Annotated in this window: 24 protein-coding genes and 1 pseudogene; 10 read left to right on the top strand and 15 right to left on the bottom strand. The window is 66.3% G+C overall.

The features are described 5' to 3' along the window. Positions 1 to 223: 223 nt before the first annotated feature. Positions 224 to 1015, bottom strand: coding sequence for an SAM-dependent methyltransferase (locus ON40_RS25265; protein ID WP_040826622.1), 792 nt, complete (start codon positions 1013 to 1015; stop codon positions 224 to 226). Between the two features lie 272 nt (positions 1016 to 1287). Between ON40_RS25265 and ON40_RS25255 the strand changes: the two genes are divergently transcribed. Next, positions 1288 to 1818 carry a hypothetical protein gene (locus tag ON40_RS25255; protein ID WP_245567978.1) on the top strand — a complete coding sequence of 177 codons (531 nt, stop codon included), beginning with the start codon at positions 1288 to 1290 and terminating at the stop codon, positions 1816 to 1818. Between the two features lie 159 nt (positions 1819 to 1977). Here ON40_RS25255 and ON40_RS25250 read toward each other — a convergent pair whose 3' ends face one another. From ON40_RS25250 to ON40_RS25235, 3 genes are all read right to left on the bottom strand, one after another. Beyond that, on the bottom strand, positions 1978 to 3693 hold the full coding sequence (locus ON40_RS25250) for an acyl-CoA dehydrogenase family protein (RefSeq protein ID WP_040826618.1): 1716 nt from the start codon (positions 3691 to 3693) through the stop codon (positions 1978 to 1980). A 283-nt stretch (positions 3694 to 3976) separates the two neighbouring features. Continuing rightward, the gene (locus ON40_RS25245) at positions 3977 to 5281 is read right to left on the bottom strand and encodes a cytochrome P450 family protein (RefSeq protein WP_245567977.1); all 1305 of its coding nucleotides are present in this window, start codon (positions 5279 to 5281) and stop codon (positions 3977 to 3979) included. A 1158-nt stretch (positions 5282 to 6439) separates the two neighbouring features. Beyond that, complete coding sequence (locus ON40_RS25235; RefSeq protein ID WP_040826612.1) at positions 6440 to 7036, bottom strand: TetR/AcrR family transcriptional regulator; 597 nt, start codon at positions 7034 to 7036, stop codon at positions 6440 to 6442. Between the two features lie 74 nt (positions 7037 to 7110). Here ON40_RS25235 and ON40_RS25230 point away from each other — a divergent pair, with 74 nt between their 5' ends. Together ON40_RS25230 and ON40_RS25225 are read left to right on the top strand one after the other, a co-directional pair. Continuing rightward, positions 7111 to 7926 carry an SDR family oxidoreductase gene (locus ON40_RS25230; RefSeq protein WP_040826610.1) on the top strand — a complete coding sequence of 272 codons (816 nt, stop codon included), beginning with the start codon at positions 7111 to 7113 and terminating at the stop codon, positions 7924 to 7926. A 188-nt stretch (positions 7927 to 8114) separates the two neighbouring features. Continuing rightward, positions 8115 to 9011, top strand: a complete 897-nt coding sequence (locus ON40_RS25225) for an aromatic prenyltransferase (protein WP_083895899.1) — start codon at positions 8115 to 8117, stop codon at positions 9009 to 9011. Positions 9012 to 9405: 394 nt separating this feature from the next. On the opposite strand, the gene ON40_RS25220 is transcribed toward ON40_RS25225, so the two are convergent. Beyond that, the gene (locus ON40_RS25220; RefSeq protein ID WP_218008858.1) at positions 9406 to 10092 is read right to left on the bottom strand and encodes an MmyB family transcriptional regulator; all 687 of its coding nucleotides are present in this window, start codon (positions 10090 to 10092) and stop codon (positions 9406 to 9408) included. Positions 10093 to 10114: 22 nt separating this feature from the next. On the opposite strand from ON40_RS25220, the gene ON40_RS54800 reads away from it, so the two are divergent. Then, positions 10115 to 10576 carry an aldehyde dehydrogenase family protein gene (locus ON40_RS54800; protein WP_245567976.1) on the top strand — a complete coding sequence of 154 codons (462 nt, stop codon included), beginning with the start codon at positions 10115 to 10117 and terminating at the stop codon, positions 10574 to 10576. Between the two features lie 107 nt (positions 10577 to 10683). Here ON40_RS54800 and ON40_RS54795 read toward each other — a convergent pair. After that, positions 10684 to 11229, bottom strand: a pseudogene (locus tag ON40_RS54795) (dihydrofolate reductase family protein); the annotation flags it as partial. Positions 11230 to 11374: 145 nt separating this feature from the next. Between ON40_RS54795 and ON40_RS25205 the strand changes: the two are divergent. Both ON40_RS25205 and casG read left to right on the top strand, forming a co-directional pair. Next, a complete protein-coding gene (locus ON40_RS25205; protein ID WP_040826604.1) occupies positions 11375 to 12376 on the top strand; it encodes a sigma-70 family RNA polymerase sigma factor in 1002 nt (333 codons plus the stop codon). Positions 12377 to 12598: 222 nt separating this feature from the next. After that, the gene (casG, locus tag ON40_RS25200; protein ID WP_040826601.1) at positions 12599 to 14260 is read left to right on the top strand and encodes a steroid-24-oyl-CoA synthetase; all 1662 of its coding nucleotides are present in this window, start codon (positions 12599 to 12601) and stop codon (positions 14258 to 14260) included. Positions 14261 to 14266: 6 nt separating this feature from the next. On the opposite strand, the gene ON40_RS25195 is transcribed toward casG, so the two are convergent. After that, the gene (locus ON40_RS25195) at positions 14267 to 14920 is read right to left on the bottom strand and encodes a TetR/AcrR family transcriptional regulator (protein WP_051193515.1); all 654 of its coding nucleotides are present in this window, start codon (positions 14918 to 14920) and stop codon (positions 14267 to 14269) included. A 278-nt stretch (positions 14921 to 15198) separates the two neighbouring features. Between ON40_RS25195 and ON40_RS25190 the strand changes: the two genes are divergently transcribed. Together ON40_RS25190 and ON40_RS25185 are read left to right on the top strand one after the other, a co-directional pair. After that, entirely contained in the window at positions 15199 to 15993 is a 795-nt protein-coding gene (locus tag ON40_RS25190; protein WP_083895898.1) for an IclR family transcriptional regulator, read from the top strand. Positions 15994 to 16111: 118 nt separating this feature from the next. Further along, a complete protein-coding gene (locus ON40_RS25185; RefSeq protein WP_040826599.1) occupies positions 16112 to 17260 on the top strand; it encodes an alpha/beta hydrolase family protein in 1149 nt (382 codons plus the stop codon). Positions 17261 to 17280: 20 nt separating this feature from the next. Here ON40_RS25185 and ON40_RS25180 read toward each other — a convergent pair whose 3' ends face one another. From ON40_RS25180 to ON40_RS25165, 5 genes are all read right to left on the bottom strand, one after another. Continuing rightward, positions 17281 to 18276, bottom strand: coding sequence for a hypothetical protein (locus ON40_RS25180; protein ID WP_040826597.1), 996 nt, complete (start codon positions 18274 to 18276; stop codon positions 17281 to 17283). Between the two features lie 24 nt (positions 18277 to 18300). Next, a complete protein-coding gene (locus tag ON40_RS52085) occupies positions 18301 to 18459 on the bottom strand; it encodes a hypothetical protein (RefSeq protein WP_157186411.1) in 159 nt (52 codons plus the stop codon). 120 nt (positions 18460 to 18579) lie between these two features. After that, positions 18580 to 19398, bottom strand: a complete 819-nt coding sequence (locus tag ON40_RS25175) for a mycofactocin-coupled SDR family oxidoreductase (RefSeq protein ID WP_040826595.1) — start codon at positions 19396 to 19398, stop codon at positions 18580 to 18582. A 261-nt stretch (positions 19399 to 19659) separates the two neighbouring features. After that, on the bottom strand, positions 19660 to 19965 hold the full coding sequence (locus tag ON40_RS25170) for a putative quinol monooxygenase (RefSeq protein WP_040826593.1): 306 nt from the start codon (positions 19963 to 19965) through the stop codon (positions 19660 to 19662). A gap of 233 nt (positions 19966 to 20198) precedes the next feature. Continuing rightward, positions 20199 to 20930 (bottom strand): dienelactone hydrolase family protein, encoded by a 732-nt coding sequence (locus tag ON40_RS25165; protein ID WP_040826591.1) that lies wholly within the window; start codon positions 20928 to 20930, stop codon positions 20199 to 20201. Between the two features lie 254 nt (positions 20931 to 21184). Between ON40_RS25165 and ON40_RS54790 the strand changes: the two genes are divergently transcribed. Then, entirely contained in the window at positions 21185 to 21415 is a 231-nt protein-coding gene (locus tag ON40_RS54790) for a TetR family transcriptional regulator (protein ID WP_245567975.1), read from the top strand. Further along, positions 21412 to 21777 (top strand): hypothetical protein, encoded by a 366-nt coding sequence (locus ON40_RS54785; protein ID WP_063713078.1) that lies wholly within the window; start codon positions 21412 to 21414, stop codon positions 21775 to 21777. The genes ON40_RS54790 and ON40_RS54785 overlap by 4 nt, the downstream gene beginning before the upstream one ends. Here the strand turns inward: ON40_RS54785 and ON40_RS53290 are convergent. From ON40_RS53290 to ON40_RS25145, 3 genes are all read right to left on the bottom strand, one after another. Then, positions 21684 to 21899, bottom strand: a complete 216-nt coding sequence (locus tag ON40_RS53290; protein WP_169541898.1) for an O-methyltransferase — start codon at positions 21897 to 21899, stop codon at positions 21684 to 21686. The two genes, ON40_RS54785 and ON40_RS53290, sit on opposite strands and share 94 nt — an antisense overlap. Beyond that, complete coding sequence (locus ON40_RS52080; RefSeq protein WP_157186410.1) at positions 21899 to 22246, bottom strand: hypothetical protein; 348 nt, start codon at positions 22244 to 22246, stop codon at positions 21899 to 21901. Before ON40_RS52080 ends, ON40_RS53290 begins: the two co-directional genes overlap by 1 nt. 360 nt (positions 22247 to 22606) lie before the next feature. Beyond that, positions 22607 to 23539: a hydroxyquinol 1,2-dioxygenase gene (locus ON40_RS25145; RefSeq protein WP_051193540.1), complete on the bottom strand. Its 933-nt coding sequence runs from the start codon at positions 23537 to 23539 to the stop codon at positions 22607 to 22609. Positions 23540 to 23664: the final 125 nt, after the last annotated feature.

Genomic DNA, 23664 nt, shown 5'->3' with positions numbered 1-23664 from the left:
TGCCTGGTCGCCGGTGCCTCGGGACTGTCGGGCGGTTGGACCGGGCCGAGTTCGGTGCGGATCGGTCCGGACGGTGAGCGGTGGGCGCTGTATGTCACCGGGTTCGACGGGACGTTGCGTCGCCTGCGCCCACCGGCCGGGGTAGATCTCGAACCTGTTGTGGCGGCTCGGCGATCGGCCGGTTCGCATCTTGCGGGGTAAACCTCGAACTGCTTGCGGCGGTTCACATTTTGCGGGCGACTCCCGCGTAGAACTGGACCTTGTTGTCCATTCTGTTGGGTGGTGTGATCGCCGGACGCCATTTGTGTGGGGTGGTGAGGGCGGGGGCTACCCATTCCAGGCCGGTGAAGAATCGGGCGAATTGGTCTCGGGTACGGATCTGGCCGGGCATTCCGGATTCGTGGTAGACGCGTTCCACTTCTGCCATCTCCGGGCCGAAATCGGGTGTGGCGTGGGTCATCAGCAGATATGAGCCGGGGGCGAGTGCGGCGAGGAGGTGTTCGACGATTTCGTAGGGGGAGTGTTCGTCTTCCACGAAATGCATCACGGCGATCAGTGACAGTGCGGTCGGCAGGGTGGGGTCGAGGGTTTCGAGTAGTTCGGGGGCGGTCAGGATCGAGTCCGGATTCCGGACGTCGGCGTGTACGTAGGTGGTGCAGCCCTGGGGAGTGCTGGTCATCAGGGCGCGGGCGTGGGCGAGGACCATGGGGTCGTTGTCGACGTAGACCACTCGCGACGTGGGGTCGACCTTCTGGACGGCCTGATGCAGGTTGGGTTCGGTGGGAATGCCGGTGCCGATATCCAGGAACTGCCGAATGCCCTGTCCCGCGCAGAATTCCGCGGCGCGCAACATGAAACTGCGATTCTGTCGGGCAGTCACCCGCACATACGGATGGACCTGTTCGGAACGTTCACCGGCACGACGATCGGCCTCGTAGTTGTCGTGTCCACCGAGCCAGTAGTCATAGACTCGCGCGGTGTGCGCGAGTTGGGGGTCGAGCTCCGAGGAGTCCACAATTACGCACTGTAGCGCGAAAGCTGTTGAAACACAGTGAATATGTCGAATATCTGTGGAGTGCGTGGGATCAGCAAACGCGATATCCCGGATATTTCGACGGGATCGGTGAACCGGCGCATCTCGGGTTCGCCGTCCGGAACGCGGATCGAATCGCGGCGCGAATGCGATGGGTCGGATTTGTCGGAATTGCTCTCGAATGGCGAGGTCGATGCCGGTAGTCTGGGCATCGAATCACTTGGTGCGTTGCCATTTCGTGGGAGGAATCCTCGGTGCACGGTTCGGGTGTGATCACCTCGCACCGCCTGATCGACGGTGTGCTGCGGCGGTACTCGGATGTGCTGGGCTCGCACGGGCAGATGTACCGCAACCATGTGCTGCGCTGCGTCAACTATCACCGTCTGCTGCTGCGGGCCGATCCGCCCGAGACCGCGGCACTGGCCTGGGCGATCCACGATCTGGGGATCTGGACGGCCGGGACGGTCGATTATCTGGGCCCGTCCGCGGACCTCGCCGAGCAGTTGGCCGCCGACTACGGGATCGATGACATCGAGACGGTGCGCACACTGGTACTGGACCACCACCGCTTACGTCGTTCGACCGACGAGTTGAATGAAACATTCCGAATAGCCGACCGAATAGATGTCAGTGGTGGTTTGGTTCGTTCCGGAGTGGGCATTCGGGACGTACGCGATATTGTGGCCGAACTGCCGTACCGGGGTTTCCATGCATTTCTGCTGCGGAACATCGGATCCCATGCGGTACGGCATCCGAGACATCCACTCCCGATGGTGAAATGGTGAGATGCATGACGAAAGGTGCCCTGGCCGTTGTGATTCGACCGACGACTGCCGAATCCGCTTGGCTCGGAGCACCTTTCGCTGTCAGAACGCATGCATGGGCGCGACCCTGACGAGGGTCGGGGATCAATCGCCGACGACGTTGGCGGCGGTGATGGGCGCTCAGGCTGCGGCGGCATCCTTCCAACCGGTGAATTCTCGGTACGCCTCGATGTAGTTCTCCGAGAAGATGGGCGCGAACGACAGGTCGGGCAGCGCGAACCCGTCGACCATGGTTGTCAGGTGATCGAGCAGAACCGTGCGGTACCCGCGGAGCTCGTTGGCCACCTTCGGCATGTGCTCGTGACCGATGAACCATGCGGCGTTCGAGTGAATGCATTCCAATGCGTACGCCGCCGCCGCGGACTCGGCCAGTCTGCAGGCGGTCGGGTCCGACCCGTTGACCCATTCCAGATACAGCGCTGTGGCGGCGAGTCGTTGACTTGTCGCGTCGGCCATCTCGACCGCGGCCGATTCGGGACCGAGTGCACAGCTGGCCGGGTCGGGTGAGCCGTTGCGCAGACTCGTCGCGATCCGATGTTCGCGGTGGATCAGCATTTCCAGGTACCACGGCAGTCGGTCGGGCGTGCCCGGGAGTCGCAGGAACTCGATATCGGGACGTCCGACCTTGACCTGCAGGATTCTGTTCTCACCCTCTGCGGTGATGGCGCCCTTGGTGCCGCCGATCCAGTCGGCCAGGAGGTTGGAACGCAATGCCCCCTGGGCGCCGGCCCGCTGTTCGCACATCGTCAGGACCTCGAGCCCGGTGTAGGTGAGCAGAGGTTTGGCGATCATCGACCACACCGCGTGCGGATGATCATCCGCATCGGGTCCGCTGCGCAGGTCGCGGATGCGGCGACCCAGCACGCTCGTGGCGTAGACCGCGGCGAGTGCGGAGACCTGGTCGAGTTGCACATTGTCACGGTCGGCCATCAGCATCCCCTCGCCGGGCCGACGTTGCAGCGAATAGTTGACCAGTCCGGCCAGCCCCGCCCGCGCCGCCGCGATGATGCAGTTGGCCAGGTCCAGCCGGCCGTCGCCCAGGACGCCGATCGCGCGGTGGAACCGATGACGCAGTGGCACATCGCATTCGAACCGTCCGTCCGGAGTCATCACGGCCCAGTCGCCGCCGAGCAGCGCATCACGCGGCACCCATAATCCGGTGAATCGGAAGATGCCGTGGTCCATCGCTGTCGAGGATTTGTCCGGCAGGGTGACCGCATCGACCCCCTTCGCCAGACCCTCGGATGTGCGTAACCGGAACAGGAACGGCAGCACGCCCTGGTCTTCACCGTCGACGAGCAGCCGCGCGGTGACGACCGCGGTCTTGGGTACCGGCGAGGCCGCGTTCGGCATGAACTTCCAGGCTTCGGCGCTGGGCGAGGAAATCCGGAAACCACCGGTTTCGGCGTCCCACTCCGCGATGGTCTTGTGGTCGTTGCCGTTGGTTCCGCCGAGTTCGGTCAGGCACAGCAGACCGATCGCCTGCGCGGAGTCCAGTTCGGTCAGGCACTCCTGCTGATAGCGAGATCCGTTGCCCAGCCGGTTGATTGCGCTGGCGGACAACGAGAAGTGTCCGGTCAGGATGGGCGCCATGTGCGGCGCGGCCACGAGAGCGTTACCGCACAGCGCGCCGCGGAGTTGGTGGTCGGCGGCGATCTCCCGGGCGGGGTGGCCCAGCCGGAACAGTGCGAGTCGCAACAGTTCTGGCCCGATGAGGGCTTCGTCCGAGTGAATGAGTCCAGTCCGTGGGCCGTCGCCCAGTCCGGCGATGACATCCCTGAATCGACGCTGGAGGGGCCACTGCTCGCCGAAGATCACCCGGCGCAGTGCGGCCACTGTGGGTGCGGATTCGGCGGTGAGACGTGGATCGTGAACGGGAGGAGGGGTTTCATTGACAGAACCGGCGGGACGGGGAAGATCTGTTGTTGTCATAGCACACCCACTCTGGTAACGGATTATATTCCGCGCCCAGGCCATGGAGTTATGGCACAGCAAAACCCCCCGCGCGGAATGTCCAGCATCCGGGGTCATATCCTGGTGTGGCCCCGGCGTTCTTTCGATCAAACATTCATGGTCATCTCATATATTCTCCATGTAGTTTCAAGAGGCGTCATTCTTCTCAGCCCGAGTACTGAGAAGTCGGGGGACGCCTCGTGGGCATCATCTGTGGAGTTCTGGGGAATGTGACGGGCAGTGTCAGGAGTCCGTGGGCAAACGGTCCCGGACGCCACACCAGTGATTCGGCCGGAACGGCGAGCTGTATTTCCGGCAGAATATCGAAAAGCCAGTCGATGAGTCCGTGAACGATCTGGAGAGAGATGCTCTTCGCGTCGTTGGGGCATTCGTGCGGACCGAAGCCGAAACCGGCGTGCCAGCCGTCGCTGTGGTAATCGCCGTTGTTGATCATCGGATCGGTGCAGCAGGCCATGAGGCTGACGATCACCGGTTCGTCGGCGGGCAGCCACACGCCGTCGATCGCGATCGGCTGTCGCGGATAGGTGATCTGGTAGTTCGCCATCGGAGGGTCGGTGGCCAGGGTCTGGTTCAGCGCGGTCTTGGTCAGCGGCCGCTCGTGTACCGGCGTGGTCAGCAGCAGCTTGATCGTGCTGGCCGCGAGATCAGCGGGGCCCTGGGTACCGGCCGACAGGCAGGTCACCAACTGCTGGGCGATCTCCTCGTCGGTCAGTTCGCTCTCGTGCGCGATCAGCCGGGTGGTGATGTCGTCGCCGGGCTCGGTGCGCCGGAGTGTGATCAGATCCAACAACGCCGAGGCGAATTGGGCGTTGGTCTCGACGGTGTCCTGTCCCTCGAACAGATCGGCGCTCGCCTTGGCGATGCGCGCCATGATCTCCGGCGGCGAGCCGACCATGTAATTCAGCATGGTGAAGGTCAGCGGAGCGACGTAGTGCTGGATCAGATCGAGCGGTTGATCCTGCGTGGCGCCCTCGGCGCAGAACGCATTGATCAGATTGTGTGCCTCGTACTCCAACTGGTCCAGCAACGCGAACTGGTTGACTTTCGAGAGCGCGTATTGCGTCGCCTCGCGGTAGCGTTTGTGCTCCGGGCTGTCACCATTGCTGCGCAGTGCGTTGGACCGCCATTCCACCATCGGCAGGAAATCCAGCCGCCGATCGGTGGGGAGTTTGGTCTGCCAGGTACGTGGGTCGGCGGAGAAATGGGCGGGATCGTGTAGGATTCGTCTCGCCGTCTCGTATTTGATCACCAGCGTCGCCGGTATTCCCTCGGCTATCCACACCGGGATCAGTGGTAGATCGCCATAATAGTCGCGCATGAACTGGAAGTAGCCGTGCGGATTCTGCGCGAATTCCTGGGTGTGCATCGGCACGCGTTCCTCGACAGCGCCAATATCTACCGCCGAGGACGCATCCGGCCGCTGAAATTTGGTGGGCTGTGGGGAATTCACGGTGAAAATGCTCCTCGGATGACCTAATAATGGACGACGATGGCGAAGGGATCTACAGTGGGGCGGTGCGATCGGAACCATTCCGGACCGGTCGGTTCGCTCTGTGGTCGAGGCGTAGCGGTTCTGCCGGTACGGGCCGATCTGCGCGACATGTCCTGCAACTCCTGTTCGACCAACCTTCGACACGCGAAAGTTGTTCGACCGCAATATATCTGGGTGCGATCAAACGATCCCATCATAGCCTTCGGCAACTTTGCTCGCAGCACGAACCTGCGGGGACTTCGTGGGGGACTCCAGGCAATGATGACCTCCTGCTGATTTCCTATCGAGCGGTAGCTCGCCACCGCTGGGCATACCGAGGTACGCGCCGCCGTGTCTCGACGCGCCGGAGTTCACCGCATATTTGCGTGGACGATGCGGGGGACCGGTGGCGGGAGCCGGGCGATCACATGTCAGAAGCTCGATGCATCACACACCTTCACGTACACCCCGCGCTCCTACCCGGCCGCCGGGCTGCGCGCGCCGAATGCGCACTGTTCCCAGCTCTCGGGCAATCGCATGGACACCGGGGCGAACTCTCGAAGCCGCGGTTGCTCGTTCTGTCCTCGCCGACCGGGCGAGCGGTCTGTTTCGACCGGTCGCGCGACAACGCACAGGCGATGGCGAGCGGAAATGTCGATCGTGCGGGCAGGGGGCATTGCCTTTGCCGCAGAGTAGCTTTCGACCGACTGAGTCACGAATTGTATTGTGCCACAAATTTTCTTACGACTCACGGCGAACGGTGACAGGCGTTCGCCATCGGGCGAATTCGATTCGGCTGCGGTCGCTCGGGCGCAGGTCACCGCATGTGCCCGGGCGGGTTGCCGGAGTTCGCGGAGTGGACGTTCGCGCGAGCGCTGGTGTGGTGGAAGCGGTTTCCGCCGTGCGCAACCGCCTCGTTCGCCGTCGTGCAGCAACCGTTCGCCCGCGATCCGCGGTCGGATCGATGCGTATCTGCTATCGATCCGCGCTGTGGCTCGTGTGGGAGAAATGGGGAACCGCCGGATTTCCCAAGTGAAATCGATGTGAAAAGTGTGACGAGAAGCTCGTGAACAATTCGTGATAGGGGTACCGGGAAGCGTCCGGCGCGGAGGTGAATTCCCCACGCGCCGTGGGGATCTACTCGGCGGAATCGTCCGATGGTCCGCGCAGGCCGTTGAGGACGACGTCGAGCAGTCCGTCGAGGTGATCGGATTCGACGGGCTGCCGGGAGAGGGTGAGGAAGATCAGGGTGCCGATCAGTGCGTCGGCGGCGGCGAGGTGGTCCGCGTCGGGGCGTAGTTCGGCGTCGGAGGCGAGTCGTTCGCGCAGATGTTCCCGCAGCGGTCCGGTGAAATGGGTGTACAGGCGTGTGGCGGCGGTGTCGTCCACGGCAGCCGCGCCGGTGAGGGCCCGGGAGAGGGTGCGGCCTACGGGGGAGGCGATCTGCTCGCGGAATGCCAGAAGCCATTCGCGCAGCGCCTCGGCGATATCGGATCCGCTCGGTTCGGGCAGGGGCGGGGTGGGGATGAAACCGTCCAGGACCGCGTCGACCACGACGGCGGCCTTCGAGGACCACCAGCGGTAGATCGTCTGTTTGCCGACCCCGGCCCGTCGGGCGATGCCGTCCAGCGAGAGTCGGTCGTAGCTGTCGGTGCGCAGGATGTCGCGGGTCGCTTCGAGGATTGCCCGACGGGACGCCTCGTTGCGTTTGGGGCCGCGGCGGGACTGGGTCATGGCCGTCAGCGTACGAGGCGTGTACTCTCCGCTGAAAGCGAGACGATTCGTATTGTATTTAAGTAGGGAGTGCGATGAGCGAGGTTCTGGTGGTGATCGGGGCCGGCGGTATGGGTGAGGCCGTCGCGCGTCGCCTCGGGTCGGGGCGGCAGGTGCTGCTGGCCGATTTCGACGCGGAGGTTCTCGACCGGGTCGCCGCCGCGCTGGACGGTGACGGATATCGGGTGCACGCTCGGAAAGTCGATGTATCCCAGCGTGATTCGGTGTCCTCGCTGGCAGAACAGGCCGCCGCACTGGGCTCGGTGACGGCGCTGGCGCACACCGCCGGGCTCTCTCCGGCGCAGGCGTCGACCGCGGCCATCCTGGCGGTGGACATGGTCGGTGTGGCCCTCGTGCTCGAGGAGTTCGCGAAGGTCGTCGCACCGGGTGGGGCCGGTGTGGTGATCGCGAGCATGGCCGGGGCGTTCGCGATCGGGCAACTGCCCGCCGAGGCCGAGGCCGCGCTGGCGACGACCGCCGCGGACGACCTGCTCGACCTGCCCTTCCTGGCCGGCCTGCCGAATCCGGGCGCGGCCTACAGCGTTGCCAAACGCGCGAATCAGGTCCGGGTGCAGGCGGCGAGCCTGGCCTGGGGGCAGCGTGGTGCCCGGGTCAACAGCGTCAGTCCGGGCGTCATCAGCACCGTGATGGGACGTCGCGAGCTGGCGGGGGAGTCCGGCGTCGGGATGCGTGCGATGGTCGAGGCGTCGGGAACCGGGCGGCAGGGCACCGCGGGCGATATCGCGGCGGCCGCGGCATTCCTGCTCGGCCCCGATGCCTCCTTCATCACCGGAACCGACCTCCTGGTCGACGGCGGGGCCGTGGCCGCTGTCCGGTACGGCGGGGCGTGATTGCCGAATCTGTTGTCCGCGTGCGGGAATCCGCAACAGTGACAGCGAGGCGCCTGGTCATCGGCGGCGACCGATCGAGTGCGGCGTGGCATGCCGGAATGCTCGATACTTGCCGATGATCGGCAAGGCGGCGATATCCTGTGCGGAGACTCGACATACACACTCTGTCCGCGAGGTGAACTGGTCCGATGCCGACATCTGCTGTGACTCAACGTCTGCGAGACGATCTGCGGGAGTACGCCCGACTGGCCGATGCGTCATATGACGTATCGCGGGTGGAGCCGGTACTCGATGTGCTGGCCGATATCGCGCCCGACGCGCTGATGGCGGTGCGTACCACGACCGAGCCGGTCGGCGAGCGTGAAGTCAACGTGCGGTTCATGAATTTCACGGCCGATCCGACGGTGGCGCTGCGGGAGGCGGGCCTGCTCGAGTTCACCGGGCATCCACTCGAACAGGTGCTGGCCGCGGTGGCCGAGGCGGTGCCGGTGCAGTTCGGCGTCGACGTCGCGGTGGGGTCCGGCGTGCAGAAGGTCTGGCTCGCGCTCGGCGAAATGCTGGATTTGCAGCAGATTTCGGCCCTACCGGGGATACCCGAGGCGGTGCGGGCCAATGCCGAGCATCTCACCCGGTGGGGTGGCGGGAAATTCCTGCTGGTGGCAGTGGATTTCGTCGGCCGGACCATGAATCTGTACTCGCAGTTGCTGACTCCCGGCCAGCTGCCGCCCGAGGACATCGCCGCGATCCTGCGCGAACTCGACTTCGCTCCGGCGAGCGATGCCGAGCTGGCCGCGCTCGGTGCGCACGCCTACACGATCTACCGCACGTTCTCCTGGTCCGATCCGGGTGTGCGGCGAATCTGCTTCCCGCGCAGGTTCTCCCGGGAAACCTTTCCGGTGCATCTGGATCCGGTGCTGGAGCGTTTCGTCCGGAGCGCACCGCTGGTCGGCGACGGTGCGCACGCCTTCACCTTCTACGCCGCCTACAAACCCGACGGCCGGTACTACAAGGTGCAGGCCGATTACAACCCGCGCAGCAGTGATCTGCGGTTGCCCGGCGACGTCGCGATCCCGCCGACGCACTGAAACCTTGCCGATCTGCTTGATCTACACCATATTTCGGCCAACCTCGGGCCGAATGTTCTGGGCGGCAACCCGATGAGGACTACCGTGCGAGACCGTGTTCGACGGAGTGGATTTCGTAACCGTCGCACCGGCGAGGACGAAACGGATCACCGCACCGGTGATGCTGGTGAACGGCAGCGTGGATCGGCTGTGCGCTGCGTGGGCGTGCGCGCCTCCTCCGAATCATTGAGAGCTGTTGAAGCGCAATATTTCTCGCCGTCGTCTCGGCTGCGGTGTATGTGCTGCCGCAGTCGGGGCATGCGGTCGATCTTGCGCCCGGCACTGTCGAATATCAACGCCGGGTTGTCGATCGGGTCGATGGCATATGAGCGAATATGGTTGTCGCACAGTCTGATCAGCGCAGATTGTCAGGCCGCTCGCCTGCGGGGAGATCGGCAGGTCGCGACGCATCCGCACCCCAGCTCGCCAGCAGCCGCAGCGCCTCCTGGGATGCCGACCCGGCTTCGGCGTGATAGGTCGACAGCGACTGCTCCTCATCGCCGACGAGTGCGAACGTCTCGTAGTGCAGGGTCAGTTCGCCCACCAACGGATGTGCCAGCGTCATCGCGCCGTGCGTCTTCTTCTTGACGTCGTGTGCGGCCCACAGCCTGCGGAAGTCCGCACTCTTCAGGGACAGCTCACCGATCAGTGCGGCGAGTAGCGGGTCGCCCGCGTGCCGGCCCGCGCCCAGACGTAACTGCCCGACCACGTCGTACGCCTTGGATTCCCAGTCCGAGAACAACTTTCGCGATGCCGGATCGAGGAAGGTGATCCGTGCCCAGTTGCGGTCACGCGGTTCGCGCGCGGCCCAGTCGCCGAAGACGGCGGATGCGGTCTGATTCCAGGCCAGTACGTCGGCGCGCGGGCCCCAGACGTACGCCGGGACGCCCTCCATCGCCGTCAACAGCTCCCGGACCGCGGGGCGCACCTGGGGACGCGGCGGCTCGGGCTGACGTTGCCTTCGCCCGAGCTGTGCCAGGCGCAGCAGATGGGCGTGCTCGGCCTCGGACAGCAACAGCGCGCGGGCGATCGCGTCCAGCACCTCACGAGAGACGTTGCGCGCGTTGCCCTGTTCGAATCGCGCCCTGGACGGCCTGCTCGGGCAGATCGCGGATGCTGAGGCCGCGGGTGTGCGAATCGTCCACGGCGGCAATCGGATCGACCGTCCCGGATTCTACCTGGAACCCACGATCGTCACCGGTATCGCCGAGGACAACCCGCTCTACCAACAGGAGGCGTTCGGCCCGGTCCTGTCGTTCTACGTCGTGGACACCGAGGACGAGGCGATCCGGCTGGCCAACGCCACCAGATTCGGCCTGGGCAGTTACGTGTTCGACGCCGACGTCGACCACGCCCGGCAGGTGGCCGCGCGTCTGGAGGCCGGAATGGTCTACATCAACTCCTGCTTCGCCGACTCCCCGAGCCTGCCCTTCGGCGGCGTCGAGAACTCCGGTTTCGGCCGGGAACTCTCCGAGCTCGGCATCGCCGAATTCGTGAACCGGAAACTGGTCCGCGTCGCGCGCTGACGCGAACTCATCGGCCCCTGTTGAGGTTTCGAGTCTGCTCGCGCCTCGGCGGGGGCGCCGTTCACTGTCACCGAGCGGCGGTAGGTGAGGTGGATGAGGTTGTCACCGATCGTGCGGGCCTCGGCGAGGTGCAGGCGCGCCGGGGTCAGCGGACCGGGTTCATCTGTTCGATCCAACAGGCGGTTACCCGCGCCCATCATCAGCGGGAAAACCGCCAGGCGGAGTTCGTCGACGAGGTTCCGCTCGATCAGGGTATGTACCAGCAGCGAGCTCGCGTAGACGCGGATCTCGCCGTCGATCGTGTCGATCAGTCGTGTAATGGATTCCAGGACTTCGCCTTTCAGGATTGTCGAATTGTTCCAGCTGGGGTCGGTGAGCGTGCTGGTGACGATGTACTTGGGCAGGTTGTTCATCGCGTCGGCGAGGGGACCGGTCCGGGAGGGGTAGCGGGCGGCGAAGAACTCGTAGGCGCGGCGGCCCAGCAGTAGTGCCTGGGCGGTGCGGGCGTCGTCGAGGATCAGCCGGTTCCACGCTTCGCGGTCGCGCACGGTGAGGTCCGTGCGCCAGTCCGTTGCGGAGAAGCCCTCCGCACCGGTCGGATCCTGGACGACCCCGTCGAGGGTGATGTTCTCGAACACGACGATCTTTCCCATTTCGATGCTCCTTGTCGGCGGGCGGGCTATCACTGAGGTAGAACCCGCGGCATCGGATAACCGGTCGGTCGGCGAGCGACCAGTTCGGGCGCGATGCGGTGTCGATATTCGAAACGGCATACGACCGAGGAGGGTGACACCACCGATGGTGACTGGTGACCAGGTATCGCTGGCGCGGGCGGGGGACGCGGCGGCGTTTCGCGCGGTGACCGAGCCCTATCGCGCGGAATTGCAGGTGCACTGCTATCGGATGCTGGGATCGTTCCAGGACGCGGAGGACGCCCTGCAGGACACGATGCTGGCCGCCTGGCAGGGGATGGGCGGATTCGCCGGACGGTCCTCGATCCGCACCTGGCTCTACCGGATCGCCACCAACCGGTGCCTCAACGCGCGCCGCGCGACGAGCCGACGCCGGGCACGGGAGTGGGATGTGCCCGGCGTCGTGCCGCCCGAGCCGACCCGCCTCGGCGAGATCGTCTGGCTGCAGCCCTATCCCGACGCGCTGCTCGCGGACACGGGCGAGGCGGGACCCGAGGCGCGCTACGAACGCCGGGAGGCGATATCCCTGGCGTTCATCACCGCCGTGCAGGCGCTGCCGCCCCGCCAGGTCGCCGTCTTGCTGCTGCGTGACGTGCTGGGCTTCCATGCCGTCGAGGTGGCCGAAATGCTGGACACCACAGTCGATTCGGTGACCAGTGCGCTCAAGCGGGCCCGCGCGTCGCTGCCCCGGCCGACGGGTGATCGACCGCCCGCACCCCATTCGAGCGCCGAGGACGCGATCGTGGCGAAGTTCGTGCACGCCTGGGAGTCCGCGAACCTGGACGCGCTGATCGATCTGCTCACCGACGACGCCTTCATCGCCATGCCGCCGATACCGTTCGAGTACCAGGGTCGAGATCTCGTCGCCTGCTTCTGCGCCGAGATATTCGGCGCGGGAAGAAGATTCGACCTGGTGCCCACCCGGGCCAACGGTCAACCGGCCTTCGGCGCGTACCTGCGCGACCCGAGCGGCATCGGCCACGGCACCGGACTCTACGAACTCACCCTCTCCGGCGACCGGATCAGCGCCATGACCCGGTTCGACAACACCGTCCTACCGTGGTTCGGACTCCCGCGCTCACTACCCTGCCCCCGGCCCGCGAACTGACCTCGATGGTACCGGCCGCGTACCTGCTGCTGACCGTCCCGTCAGCTCCCCTACCGCTGTGCTGCAACGGAATCGGCATGGGATGAGTGCAGGAGCGGCTGGAGGCGGGCCCGACGCAACCGGATGGTGCGGGTCTCGCTGAGCGGTACCGAGACGGGCCGGTGGCGCTGGTAGGTGCCATTGTGTGCCTGGTACGAGTGGCAGGGACGAAAGGTCGGCACGATGAGTGGGCGAACGGATTCAGCGCGGGACCCGAATCTGGCGATAGCCGCGCTGATGGGGCCCGGGGGACCGTTCGAACTCGTCGAGGAGACGGTGCTCGGTGCGCGGATGCCGGTGATGCGACATCGGCGTCGTGCGGTGGGGGAGTTGCTGACCGAGTCGTTGCGGTGGGGTGAGCGGGACTATCTCGTGACCGCGGACCGCAGGATCTCCTTCACCGAGCACGCGGCGGCGGTCGCGGCGCTGGCGGTTGCCCTGCGCGACGACTTCGGCGTCGGGAAGGGCGACCGGGTCGCGATCTACGCGGCCAATACGCCCGAATGGGTGATCGCGTTCTGGGCCACGCAGATGCTCGGCGCGATCACCGTATGCATGAACGGCTGGTGGGTGCCGCGGGAGGTCACCTTCGGCATCGAGCACAGCCGTCCCACGGTGGTGATCGCCGACGCCAAGCGGGCCGCTGTGCTCGCCGCGGCCGATACCGGCGTCCGGGTGCTCACGATGGCCGAGGACCTGCCCGCGATCTTCGCGCGCAACGCGGGAGTTCCGTTGCCGCACACCGAGGTCGACGAGGACGACCCGGCGGCCATCGTGTACACCAGCGGTACCAGCGGACGGCCCAAGGGTGCGCTGCACTCGCAGCGGAACATCCTGGCCGTCGCCGACTACCACCGGTTCAACGACGCCGCACTCGGCGCGTTCACCGGACAGCCCTACGACCCGGATGCGCCGAGTTCATCGCGCTATCTGCTCACCTCGCCGTTGTTCCACATCGCGAGCCTGCATAATCTGGTGGTGCCGCGTCTGGTCACCGGCAGCGCGGTCGTGATGCATCAGGGCGCGTTCGACGTGGCGGCGGTGCTGCGTCTGGTCGAACGTGAGCGGGTCACGAGCTGGGGTGCGGTGCCCTCGATGGCCGCACGCCTGGTCGAATACGGCGAGTTCGACGCCTACGATCTGTCCTCGCTCACCGCCTTCGCCCTGGCCTCCGCGCCGTCCTCGATCGCCTTCAAAGAGCGTCTGCGAGAACGGGTTCCGTTCGCTCGTGCGGCGCTGGTGGACAGTTACGGCCTGACCGAATGCAGTACGGCGGTCGCGGTCGCGACTCCCGCTGAGCTCGAGCAGTTTCCGGGGACCCTGGGCCGTCCGATCATCGGCGTGAATCTGGAAATCCGTGACCCGGACGGGAATCGGGCGCCCGAGGGTGTCGAGGGCGAGGTCTGCGTGCGGAGTCCCTACGTGATGCTCGGCTACTGGGAGGATCAGGCGGCCACCGATGCGGCGATCACGCCCGAACGATGGCTTCGGACAGGCGATTTCGGCATCGTCGAGAACGGTCTGCTGCGTCTGGTCGGCCGACGTTCGGATCTGATCCTGCGCGGCGGTGAGAACGTCTATCCCACCGAGATCGAACAATGCCTGGACGAACATCCCGACGTCCTGGAATGCGTGGTGATCGGCACCCCGCACGAGGATCTCGGCGAGGAGGTCTCCGCGGTCGTGGTCGTTCAACCCGGCAGTGTGGTGACCTCGGAGGATCTGCGCGGTTACGCGGCCGAGCGGCTGTCGTATTTCAAGGTGCCCAGCCGCTGGCGTTTCACCGGGGAACCGTTGCCGCGCAACGCAACCGGCAAACTGATCCGCCGCGGCATCGAGGTCTGAGCGGTACTACGGGGCCGGAGCGACGCCGTTCGCATCGCCCGATCCGTTCCGGCGCGGATCGCGCAGGTCGACCAGCAGCAGCTCACACGCCCGGCGGATATCCGATTCCGCCTGGGTCAGCGAGATCTGCCCGTTGAGGCAGGACTGCACCACGCCGAACCACAGCTGGATCAGCAGTCGCACCGAGGTCACCTCCACCTCGGTCGGCTGCGCGATACCCGCCGCGTCCAGCAGCATCTGCCGGAACATCCGGTCCACCCGGGCCGCGTCGGGCACGAGGTCGTGATTGGCGGTGGAGGTCGACATGACCATCGCGGTGGACAGCGCGGGCCGGCGCAGCAGCCCGCGGGTGGCCCGGACCAGTACGGCGCGCATCGCGTCCTGCGGTGCGTCGTACGCGGGTTTGCGGGCGGACCTGCTGGCCAGTCGTTCGAGCTGATCGACCATGACTGCCGCGAACAGGTGTGTCTTGGAAGGGAAATACCGATACAGCGTGCCGATCGCGACACCGGCGCGTTTGGCCACCTCGTGCATCTGCACGCGGGCCAGTTCCTTCTCCGAGGCCAGTTCGGCGGCGGCGGTGAGCATGCGGACGTGGCGTGCGCGCTGCTCCTGCGAACTCGGCTCGGCGGCGTCGCGCGCTTCGGCGATTCTCGGCACTCTCATCCCTTCGGTCCTGCCACGGCGACGAATCCGGTCGTAGCGGACCGGTTCGGCGCCATTGGCCCGAGGCCCGGCTCGGCGGTCGTCGATGGCCCGGAGGACATCGCGGGACCGCCGGTTCGTCCAGGCTAGCAACGAACCGGGTGTCGGCGTCCACCACCGCGAACCCGATGTCCGATTCACTTCCGGGCCGGGGTGCCCGCTGCTAGTATTTCAAGAATTAATTTCAGTTTTGTCAAGATGCAGGTCTTCGACCAGGGCATTTGGAGGTGTCGATGACGCTCGTCGATTCGTGTGACGCACCGTCGGCGGTCACCGGGAAGCAGGATCTGCCGCCATCGATGGTGGAGCGGATGACCCTGATCCTGGATGCCATCGATGGGCCCGACTCGCGGCTGACTCTCCAGGAGGTCGCGCGGCGGACTCATCTGCCGCGCTCCACGGTGCACCGGATACTCGATCAGCTGGTTCGGCTCGGCTGGGTCGATCACCTCGATCTGGGGTACTGCCTGGGCCGGCGCGCCCGGCGGCTCGGCGGCAGCGACAACCGGCACGGCCTGATCCGCGCGGCCGCGGCGCCGCTGCTGCACGAACTGCACATGCAGACGGGATTGGTTGTGCACCTTGCGGTTCTGGAGCGCGACGAGAGCGTCTACCTGGACAAGATGGGCGGTCGCCTGGCCACGACGCTGCCCTCGCGGGTCGGCGGCCGGGTGCCCGCGCACACCACCGCCGGCGGCAAGGCGATGCTCGCGTGGATCGATCCGGAGCAGGTGGATCGGCTGTGCGGCAGGCATCTGGTCGGTAGCACCGACCGGACGATCACCGAACTGCCACTGCTGCACCAGGATCTGAACCGGATCAGGCAGCGGCACGGTATCGCCTACGAGCGGGGTGAGGCGGTCTCCGGGATCGGCTGCGTCGGCGTCGCGGTCCGTGGTCCCGACGGTCCGGTGGCCGCGGTGTCGCTGTGTGGCGATGTGCGCAGCGTCCGACTCGAACGGATCGCCCCGCTCGTGCTCACCGCGGCTCGTGCGGTGACCGATGCGCTGTATTCGGAATCTCGGTGAGCGGGACCTGCACACCGAACGCCTTGGCGCGTAGGCACTCTGGGTCCACATCGACCTCCCGCGCGAGCCGTGAGGCCGATGTCTTCGTGACCGAATCCGAACCGCGGGAGACCATTTCATGAAATCGATCCATGCCGGAGTTCTGGCTCTCGCCGTCCTTATCGCGGGAACAGCCTGCAGCACATCGAAATCCGATGACGCCGCCGGTGCAGCCGAGCTGCGCCCGGGAGAGTTGCTGACCTCCCGGACCGTCGACGGCAGTGTGGCACTGCCGAGCGCCGCGCGCACCGAACTCGTCACGTATGTCTCGCAGGACGCCGCGGGCAAGCCGGTCGTGGTCTCGGGGACCGTGGCGATTCCCCGCACGCCGCCGCCGTCGGGCGGGTATCCGGTGATCAGCTGGGCACACGGGACGACCGGCGTCGCGGACGGGTGCGCACCCTCGGCGGACTTCCCGGGCGGTCCGACGCACGACTACGTCGCGGAGATGGACACCTCCCTGAACGACTGGGTGGCCAAGGGGTACGTCGTGGCGAGCACCGACTACGAGGGACTGGGCACGCCCGGAATCCATCCGTACATCAACGGCGTCACCGAGGCCAATGCGGTCACCGATATCGTCCGGGCCGTCCGGCACGCAGATTCCTCGGTCGGCTCGACATGGTTCGCGATCGGCCACAGTCAGGGCGGGCAGGCCGCGCTGTTCACCGCCGCGCAGGGGCCGAAGCACGCGCCGGAGCTGCATCTCGCCGGTGCGGTGGCCGTCGCGCCGGGCAGCGGCTTCGATCAGGTCGTGCGGTACTTCGCCGCGGGCACCCCCGGGGCCGAGGTCGCCGAACCGTTCCTGCCGCTGATCCTGCTCGGCGCCCAGGCCGCGGACCCGGCCCTCGATCCGTCCCGCTGGGTCACCCCGGACGCGCAGCCGCTGCTGTCGGCGGGGAAGGTGGACTGCATCGATGCGCTGCGGAAGGTCACGCCGGTGCCCGCGGACCGGATATTCCGGACCGACGCCGACCTCGGGCCGCTGACCACGTATCTCGCCCAGCAGGATCCGGGCAAGCTGCACCTGTCGGTCCCCACGATGCTCGCGCAGAGCGCGGGCGACGCGGTGGTATCGAAGGCATCGACCGATCTGCTGGTGAAGACGTTGCGGGACAACGGCAATACCCTCGATTACCGCGAATATCAGGGCGCGGATCACCGCGGCACCGTCGGGGCGTCACTGCAGGATGCGGAGAGTTTCGTCGCCCGCGCTCTCCGCCACTGAGCCGTAGCCGGGCGAGGATCTCAGTCCCGCGGGGTGGCGCGGATCTTGATGACCTCCATCGTCGACCAGCACTGGACGGGTTCGGGGGCGCCCTGCTCCCGGACGTTTCCGTGCATCCAGGCGATGCCCATGGAGACCGCGGCCGCCGCGGCATTGTGCGTGGCGTCGAAGGTGAAGGTGCGTCCGCCGAATTCCAGTCTCGCGTGCACAGGTTGGCGCACATCGCCTTTCGTCTCCCAGACCACCTTGGAGCCGACCTCGCGGTTGGTGGCGACGATCGGGTCCGCACCCTGGCGGTGGAAGGTGGCGGTGGCGTAGTCGCCCGCGCCCAGCATGGCGTTGCCGGTCTCCCAGTGCCCGTCGGCGAACACCGCTCCCCAGACGAACCAATAGTGTTCCAGCTCAGCGATCTTGGAGACCTGGGCGCTCATCCCGGGCAGGCAGTACATGCGGTCGAGTCCGCCGTAGCCGCCGACGATCGGTGAGCCCTGGATACTGCCGGACACCGAGCAGCCCGAGCTGGTGTAGCCGACGTCGTCGGGCGGGCCGGGCACGTAGATGGTGGTGACGTTCATCGGTAACGGCGTCAGCACGATGTCGACGCCGTCGCGGTGTTCCTTCCACACATACCGCTCGGGGCCCAGGGACACCCGGATCGGATGTTTCGCGCGCATATCCAGATTCGCCGGGAAGAGGGTCTGCTCGCCCTCGCGCTCGATCCACAGGATCGGGCCCCAGTACAGATCGTTCTCACCCGGGAACCAGACGTTGCGCGGATCGGACCACAGCTCGGTGGAGCATTCGTGCACCGTGAAATCGTATGTGGCACTGGCGGACAACGTTCGAACCAGTTCGTAGCGCTTCCCGTCCGCGGTATCGGCCATCGCCCACAGGAACAGCAGATCGTTGTGCAGTCCGGGGAACTGCTTGTCGCGCGTGGAGTGGTCGTGCACCGAGGCGTCCGCCATCGAGACGTACGGGATCACGGTGACCTTGGACATGTCGATATCGGCCATGAGTCCTCTTTCGATGGTCGCGGGCTAGCGATGCAGGGCCTTGCGCACCGAGGCCCACAACTGGGTCAGGGCGTAGCGGGCCATCGGCTTCAGGCCACCGGATCCGATCACGGTGACCATGGCGCGCATCTGCTGTGCACGCGACATCGGCGGGGTCTCGGTCGGGGTGTTGTCCGCGGTCATCGGCGTCGGTCCTCTCCGGCGTAGCTGCGGTCGCTCCCGGATATCGTACTGCGAACACTACTGTTAATGCGACAGTATCTGGTTCGAGATTCCGAAGGGATCAGGCTGCCGGGTGTTCGGTCAGTACTGGGTGGATCCGAGATCGACCGCGATCTGTGCGCCGGTGACGAACCGCGCGTCGTCGCTGATCAGCCAGGACACCGTCGCGGCGATGTCCTCCGGCTCGGCATGTCCCTCCGGCAGGAACGGCGCATTCATCTGCGTCAGTTGCGGATTCGTCGCGAAGACGCGGCGCAGTCCGTTCACCATGTCGCCGCCGCCCATCGGCGTGTCTACCGCGCCGGGATGCACGCTGTTGACCCGGACGGAGTGTTTGCCGAATTCGGCGGCCAGGGCGCGGGCCATCCCGGTCACCGCATGCTTGCTGGCCGTGTAGTGAACCATGAACGGCTGCGGCTTGAGTCCGGCCGCGGAGCTGATCAGCACGATCGACCCGCCGCGGCCGCCGTCGATGATCTGCTGCGCACCCGCGACGACGGTATTCCACGTGCCGGTGACGTTGATGTCCATGACGTCCCGGAAGGACTCCGGGGTGATCTCGTCCCAGGTCTCGGGGACGCAGATCCCCGCATTGGCCACGATGGCATCGAGTCGCCCGAAGGTCTCCACGCCCTCCTGCACGGCCTTGCGCAGGCCGTCCAGATCCCGGGTGTCGGTCTGTGCGGTGACGATGCCCCGGCCGGTCTGTTCGACCAGGCGGGCGGTTTCGGCGAGGTCGTCCGGGGTGGCGGACTCGTACTGCACCTGTGGGAGGGGGCCGGCCAGGTCGACGGCGATGATGTCGGCTCCCTCGCTCGCCAGCCGCACCGCGTGCGCTCGTCCCTGTCCTCGTGCGGCTCCGGTGATGAAAGCCACCTTGCCGTTCAGTCGGCCGCTCACATGCCCTCCTGCAGTTCTCGGGTCGCGACCTGGATCGGACCCGCGTGGCCCGGCCCGGAACGCGCCGCCCGCGAGATTGCGGATCGGGACGATCCGGACCGGAATGTGGACGGCTATATCGTAAGCGCAACGGTAATCGTCCGGCAGGTCGTCGGGGGCTGCGCGAGCTCGAGCGTCGGGCTCTGATCTTGCTCGACGGGACGGTGGTGGTGCATTCCCCGGGAGTCGGATCCTCGACTGCGTGCTCGGCGAAGAAAGTGGCTAGAGGGCGCCCTTCGCCGGGTCGCCCGCGGGGAGGGCTTCGAGGATCTGGATGTCCGGCGGCCCGGTCACCAGACCTTTGAGTCCTTCGTTCAAGGCTTTGATGCTCGGTGCGCCGCCGTGGACGCCCAGGGCTGCCATGTCCCGCCACTTCTCGACGAACACGAAACGGTCCTTGCCCTTGTGCAGGGCGTACACCTCACAGCCGTCCTCGTTGTGGACTTCCGGGATGAGGCGGGTGAGGACCTCCGCGACCTCGTCGACTTTGTCGGGCTTCGGAGTAATGGTGGCAACGATCACAGGCATGAGGCGAGGCTACCAGCCGGTCACAGCGGCCCAATCCCGAACCTTCGGCCCCGGAGTTCGGCCACCGCGCTGTATGACGATGTCCGACAGGCATTTTGGGTAGTCGACCAACCCTCGTTCAGCGGGAATGGTGCGGCCCGGCCACCGCGCACCGGGAGGGCCGGAACCTGTCCCCGATGCGCGGCTTGATCGCCGACAGCTCTAATCGTTTGCGATCAGCTCGACGGTCGGCTTCACTTCAGATGCCGCGCGAAGAACCGGTCCCCGGCGTCCCCTTCGAACTGCGGGACGCCGGTGTGCCCGCCCATATTGGCGTGCAGCGTCTTCTCCGCGGAGCCGAAGGCGTCGAACAGGTCCAGGGCCAGTTGCCGGTCGTTGCCTTCGTCGTCCCACTGCAGCAGGACCAGCAGCGGAATGCTGACCTGCCGGGCCTCCTCGAACATGGTGCGGGGCACGAAACTTCCGGCGAACAGGACCGCGGCCGAGATGCGCGGCTCGACCACCGCCAGCCGGAGGGCGATCGAGATCACCCCTCCCGCGAACCCGACCGGGCCGCCGATCTCGGGCAGCTCGAGCAGGGCGTCCAGGGTGGCCCGCCATTCCGGGACCGCCTGGTCCACCAGCGGGAGGATGAGCCGCTCGACGATCTCGTCGTCGACCGGCTCACCGGTCGCCAGCGCCCCGCGCAGGTCAGCGCGGGCCTGCTCGGCGGCAGCTGAGCGAGGCCGTTCCCCGCTCTCGGGCAACTCGATGGTGGCCGCGGCGAAGCCCTGCGCGGCGGCGCGCTGTGCCCGAGCCACCAGCCGGGGGTACATCTTGTGCAGTCCGCCGGGGTGGCCCAGCAGGATCAACGGTGTCGGTGCGGATGCGGATCCGGGCGTCCACAGGATGCCGGGGATCTCGCCGAGGGTGAATTCGCGTTCCAGGACCCCGTCGTCGAGGCGCTGTTCGGAAGTGAATTGCATGGTCGTGCCTTTCGGGAGTGCTCACGAGCGGCGCTCCCGGACGACCTATCGCCCGACCGTGACCTCGGAGGGGAGCACCCATGTCGATACTGCGTTCACGGGTACCACCTCCTCGTTCTCTCGCACGGTCCCCGGAAAGGTAGCAGTGGCCGCCGGGCTTCGCCAACAGGTTTTCGCGGAGGCCCCGGCCGCTGTCGTGAACATCTGCTCAGCTTTTCGACTGTTCGCTCGTCGCGTCCTGCGGGAGGATCCGAATGCCATCGGCCGGTCGCCGCCTCGACCCACGTCGCAAGCCCCCCCAGGTGCGCGCCGAGCTCACCCGCGAACGCATCCTCGACGCCGCTGCGCACATTTTCGTCGAGCACGGCTACGACGCGGGCACCACGAACCGCATCGTCGAACACGCCGAGATCTCCATCGGCGAGCACTGGTCCGCGACGCCATCGACAACCACCGCGACGACCCGCAGCTGCTACGGATCATGATCGAGCAGGCGCCGATGTCGCAGGATCTGCGCGATACGATCGCCCGGCACGGGAAGCTGCGCGTCGGTCAGGTGCGTGAGCTGCTCGCCCGGCACCCGGATGTCGGCGTGCGCGACCTCGACACTGCCGCGGAGCTGATCGTGTTGACGGTGGAGATCAACACGCACAAGTTCATGGCCGATCCACGCACCACCACGATCGAGCCGGTGGAGAACGAGTTGGTGGACATGGTGACTCGGTACCTGCGCGGATCTCGATGGACGCGCGGTCAGGCCACGCGGATCGAGACCTCGGTGCCACCCTTGTACGGCACCCGAACCGACACGAAGCCATTGGCCGGATCCCGCACCCACGACACGTAGTCGGCGTAGCCGCCGCGCATCACCCCGACGTTGTCGGTGATCACCACCGCGCCCGTGCGCAGGTGCGGTGCGACGAGGCGCAACACGTCCAGGACCGCGTCCGGGAAGCCGTCGTTGAGCATCAGATCGACAGGTCCGTCGAGGTCGCGCAAGGTTTCCAGGGCGCGCCGGTGCGGATGTCGACCTGATCCGCCGAACCTGCCAGCGCCGCAGCTGTGCGATCGCTCGAAAGCGTTGGCCCGGTGTGGAAATCGTGTGTGGTTCGTTGCCGCTGCCGCTGGATGAGTACATCGAAAGCATCGGCGATGTCGATCGTGTCATCAACATGCTCGTTGGAGACACCCACCGAACTTGGGTCTATCCGGCCAAAGGATGGGCGGTCGAGCGGGATGTGCCGGCCGATGTCGAGGCCGCCTACTCCAGGCTCGTGGAGGCAGGGTTCGTCAGTCGCCTTCTGCCGCAGTGACACTGGATCCTCATTGTGGGAGTTGGCTGCACGCGGAGCGCGACGTTCGTCGTGATCCTGGTGCTCGTGGTTCTGCTGTTCGCGGGGGTTCTCGGCATGGGATGTGCGTCGCGGTACGTCCCGGGTGCGACGTTGTGCGAATCCTGGTGCGGTACTGGCGATCCGCTACCTCTCGGATGCACTCCAGGTCGCCGCCGCCGACGGGATCGTCGCTTACTGGTACGACCGTATCGAGTGGGTTCGGTTCCGGGCGTATACCGTTGCCCTGTACGGGCAATTTCGGTTACGGGTGCTGCCGCGCGAGCGGGGCCTTGTCATTCCTGGAATCCACTGCGGGAGTGCAGGTTCTGGATTCTCTGCGATTCAGAGATGCTCCGCCGCCAGGACGATGTCGAAGTGGACTCGGCTCCAGGTGTTGTCGCCGAGATCGCGGCCATCGGGGGTGGGAGTTCCGGCGGGCTGGCGGTCGAATCGCTCGATCAGTGAATCCTTGACGCCGAATACGCAGTCGCCCAACGCGAGTTGCGGATCGTCGGCGTCGAAGATGTGGGTCACGAGGGTGCGGTGGCCGGGCGCGGTGACCATGAAGTGCAGATGGGCCGCGCGGACGGGCGAGCGTCCGGTCGCCTCGAGCAGATCCCCGACCGGACCGTCGTGCGGGATGGGGTACGGGGTGGGAGTCAGGCCCCAGAAGCGGTACGCGCCTTCGGAATCGGTGAACATGTGGCCGCGCCCGTCCAGATGTTCGCCCGGGTACTGCACGTCGTAGAAGCCCTCGGCGTCGGCCTGCCACACCTCGATCCGCGCCCCGGCGACCGGTGTGCCGTCGGTTCCGCTGACCGTCCCGCTCACCCAGCACGGCTCGCCCGCCGCCGCGTGCGCGATGCGGCCGCCCAGCGCGATGTGCGGTGAACCCTCGACGAAGAACGGTCCGAACACGGTCGCCTCGGTCGCCGCCCCCTGCGCCGGATTGGCCACCGCGATGGTCTGCATGGACGTACCCAGCACATCGGACAGCAGAATGAACTCCTGCCGCCGATCATCGGTGATATGCCCGGCGCGAGTGAGGAATTCGATACCGGCCTGCCACTCCTGCTCGCTCAACCGCACCTCCCGGATGAACGCGTGCAGATGCCGCGTCAACGCCTGCATCACCACTCGCAACCGCGGATCCGGCGTTCCTTCGAACGAGTCCACCACCCGCTCGATCAACTCCCGCTCCCGCCGCTCCTGCTCCGCGGAGATGGTCGGCTCCTCCGCCGCGTCATTCCCCTGTGACCCATCCCAGGACACCATGGCGAGCACCTTTCTGCACTGATGATTCGGGACGTCGGCACCCATCCTGCGGCGCGTCGCACAGCGCGCTCGGAGCCGATGGTAACGCTCGACCACCAGACCATTGCCGGACATTCATGGATAAA

Source organism: Nocardia jiangxiensis NBRC 101359 (assembly GCF_000308615.1).
In the GTDB taxonomy this organism is placed as follows: Bacteria; Actinomycetota; Actinomycetes; order Mycobacteriales; family Mycobacteriaceae; genus Nocardia; species Nocardia jiangxiensis.
The sequence above is the reverse complement of the archived record's forward strand: the minus strand, read 5'-3'. Positions and strand labels throughout refer to the sequence as shown.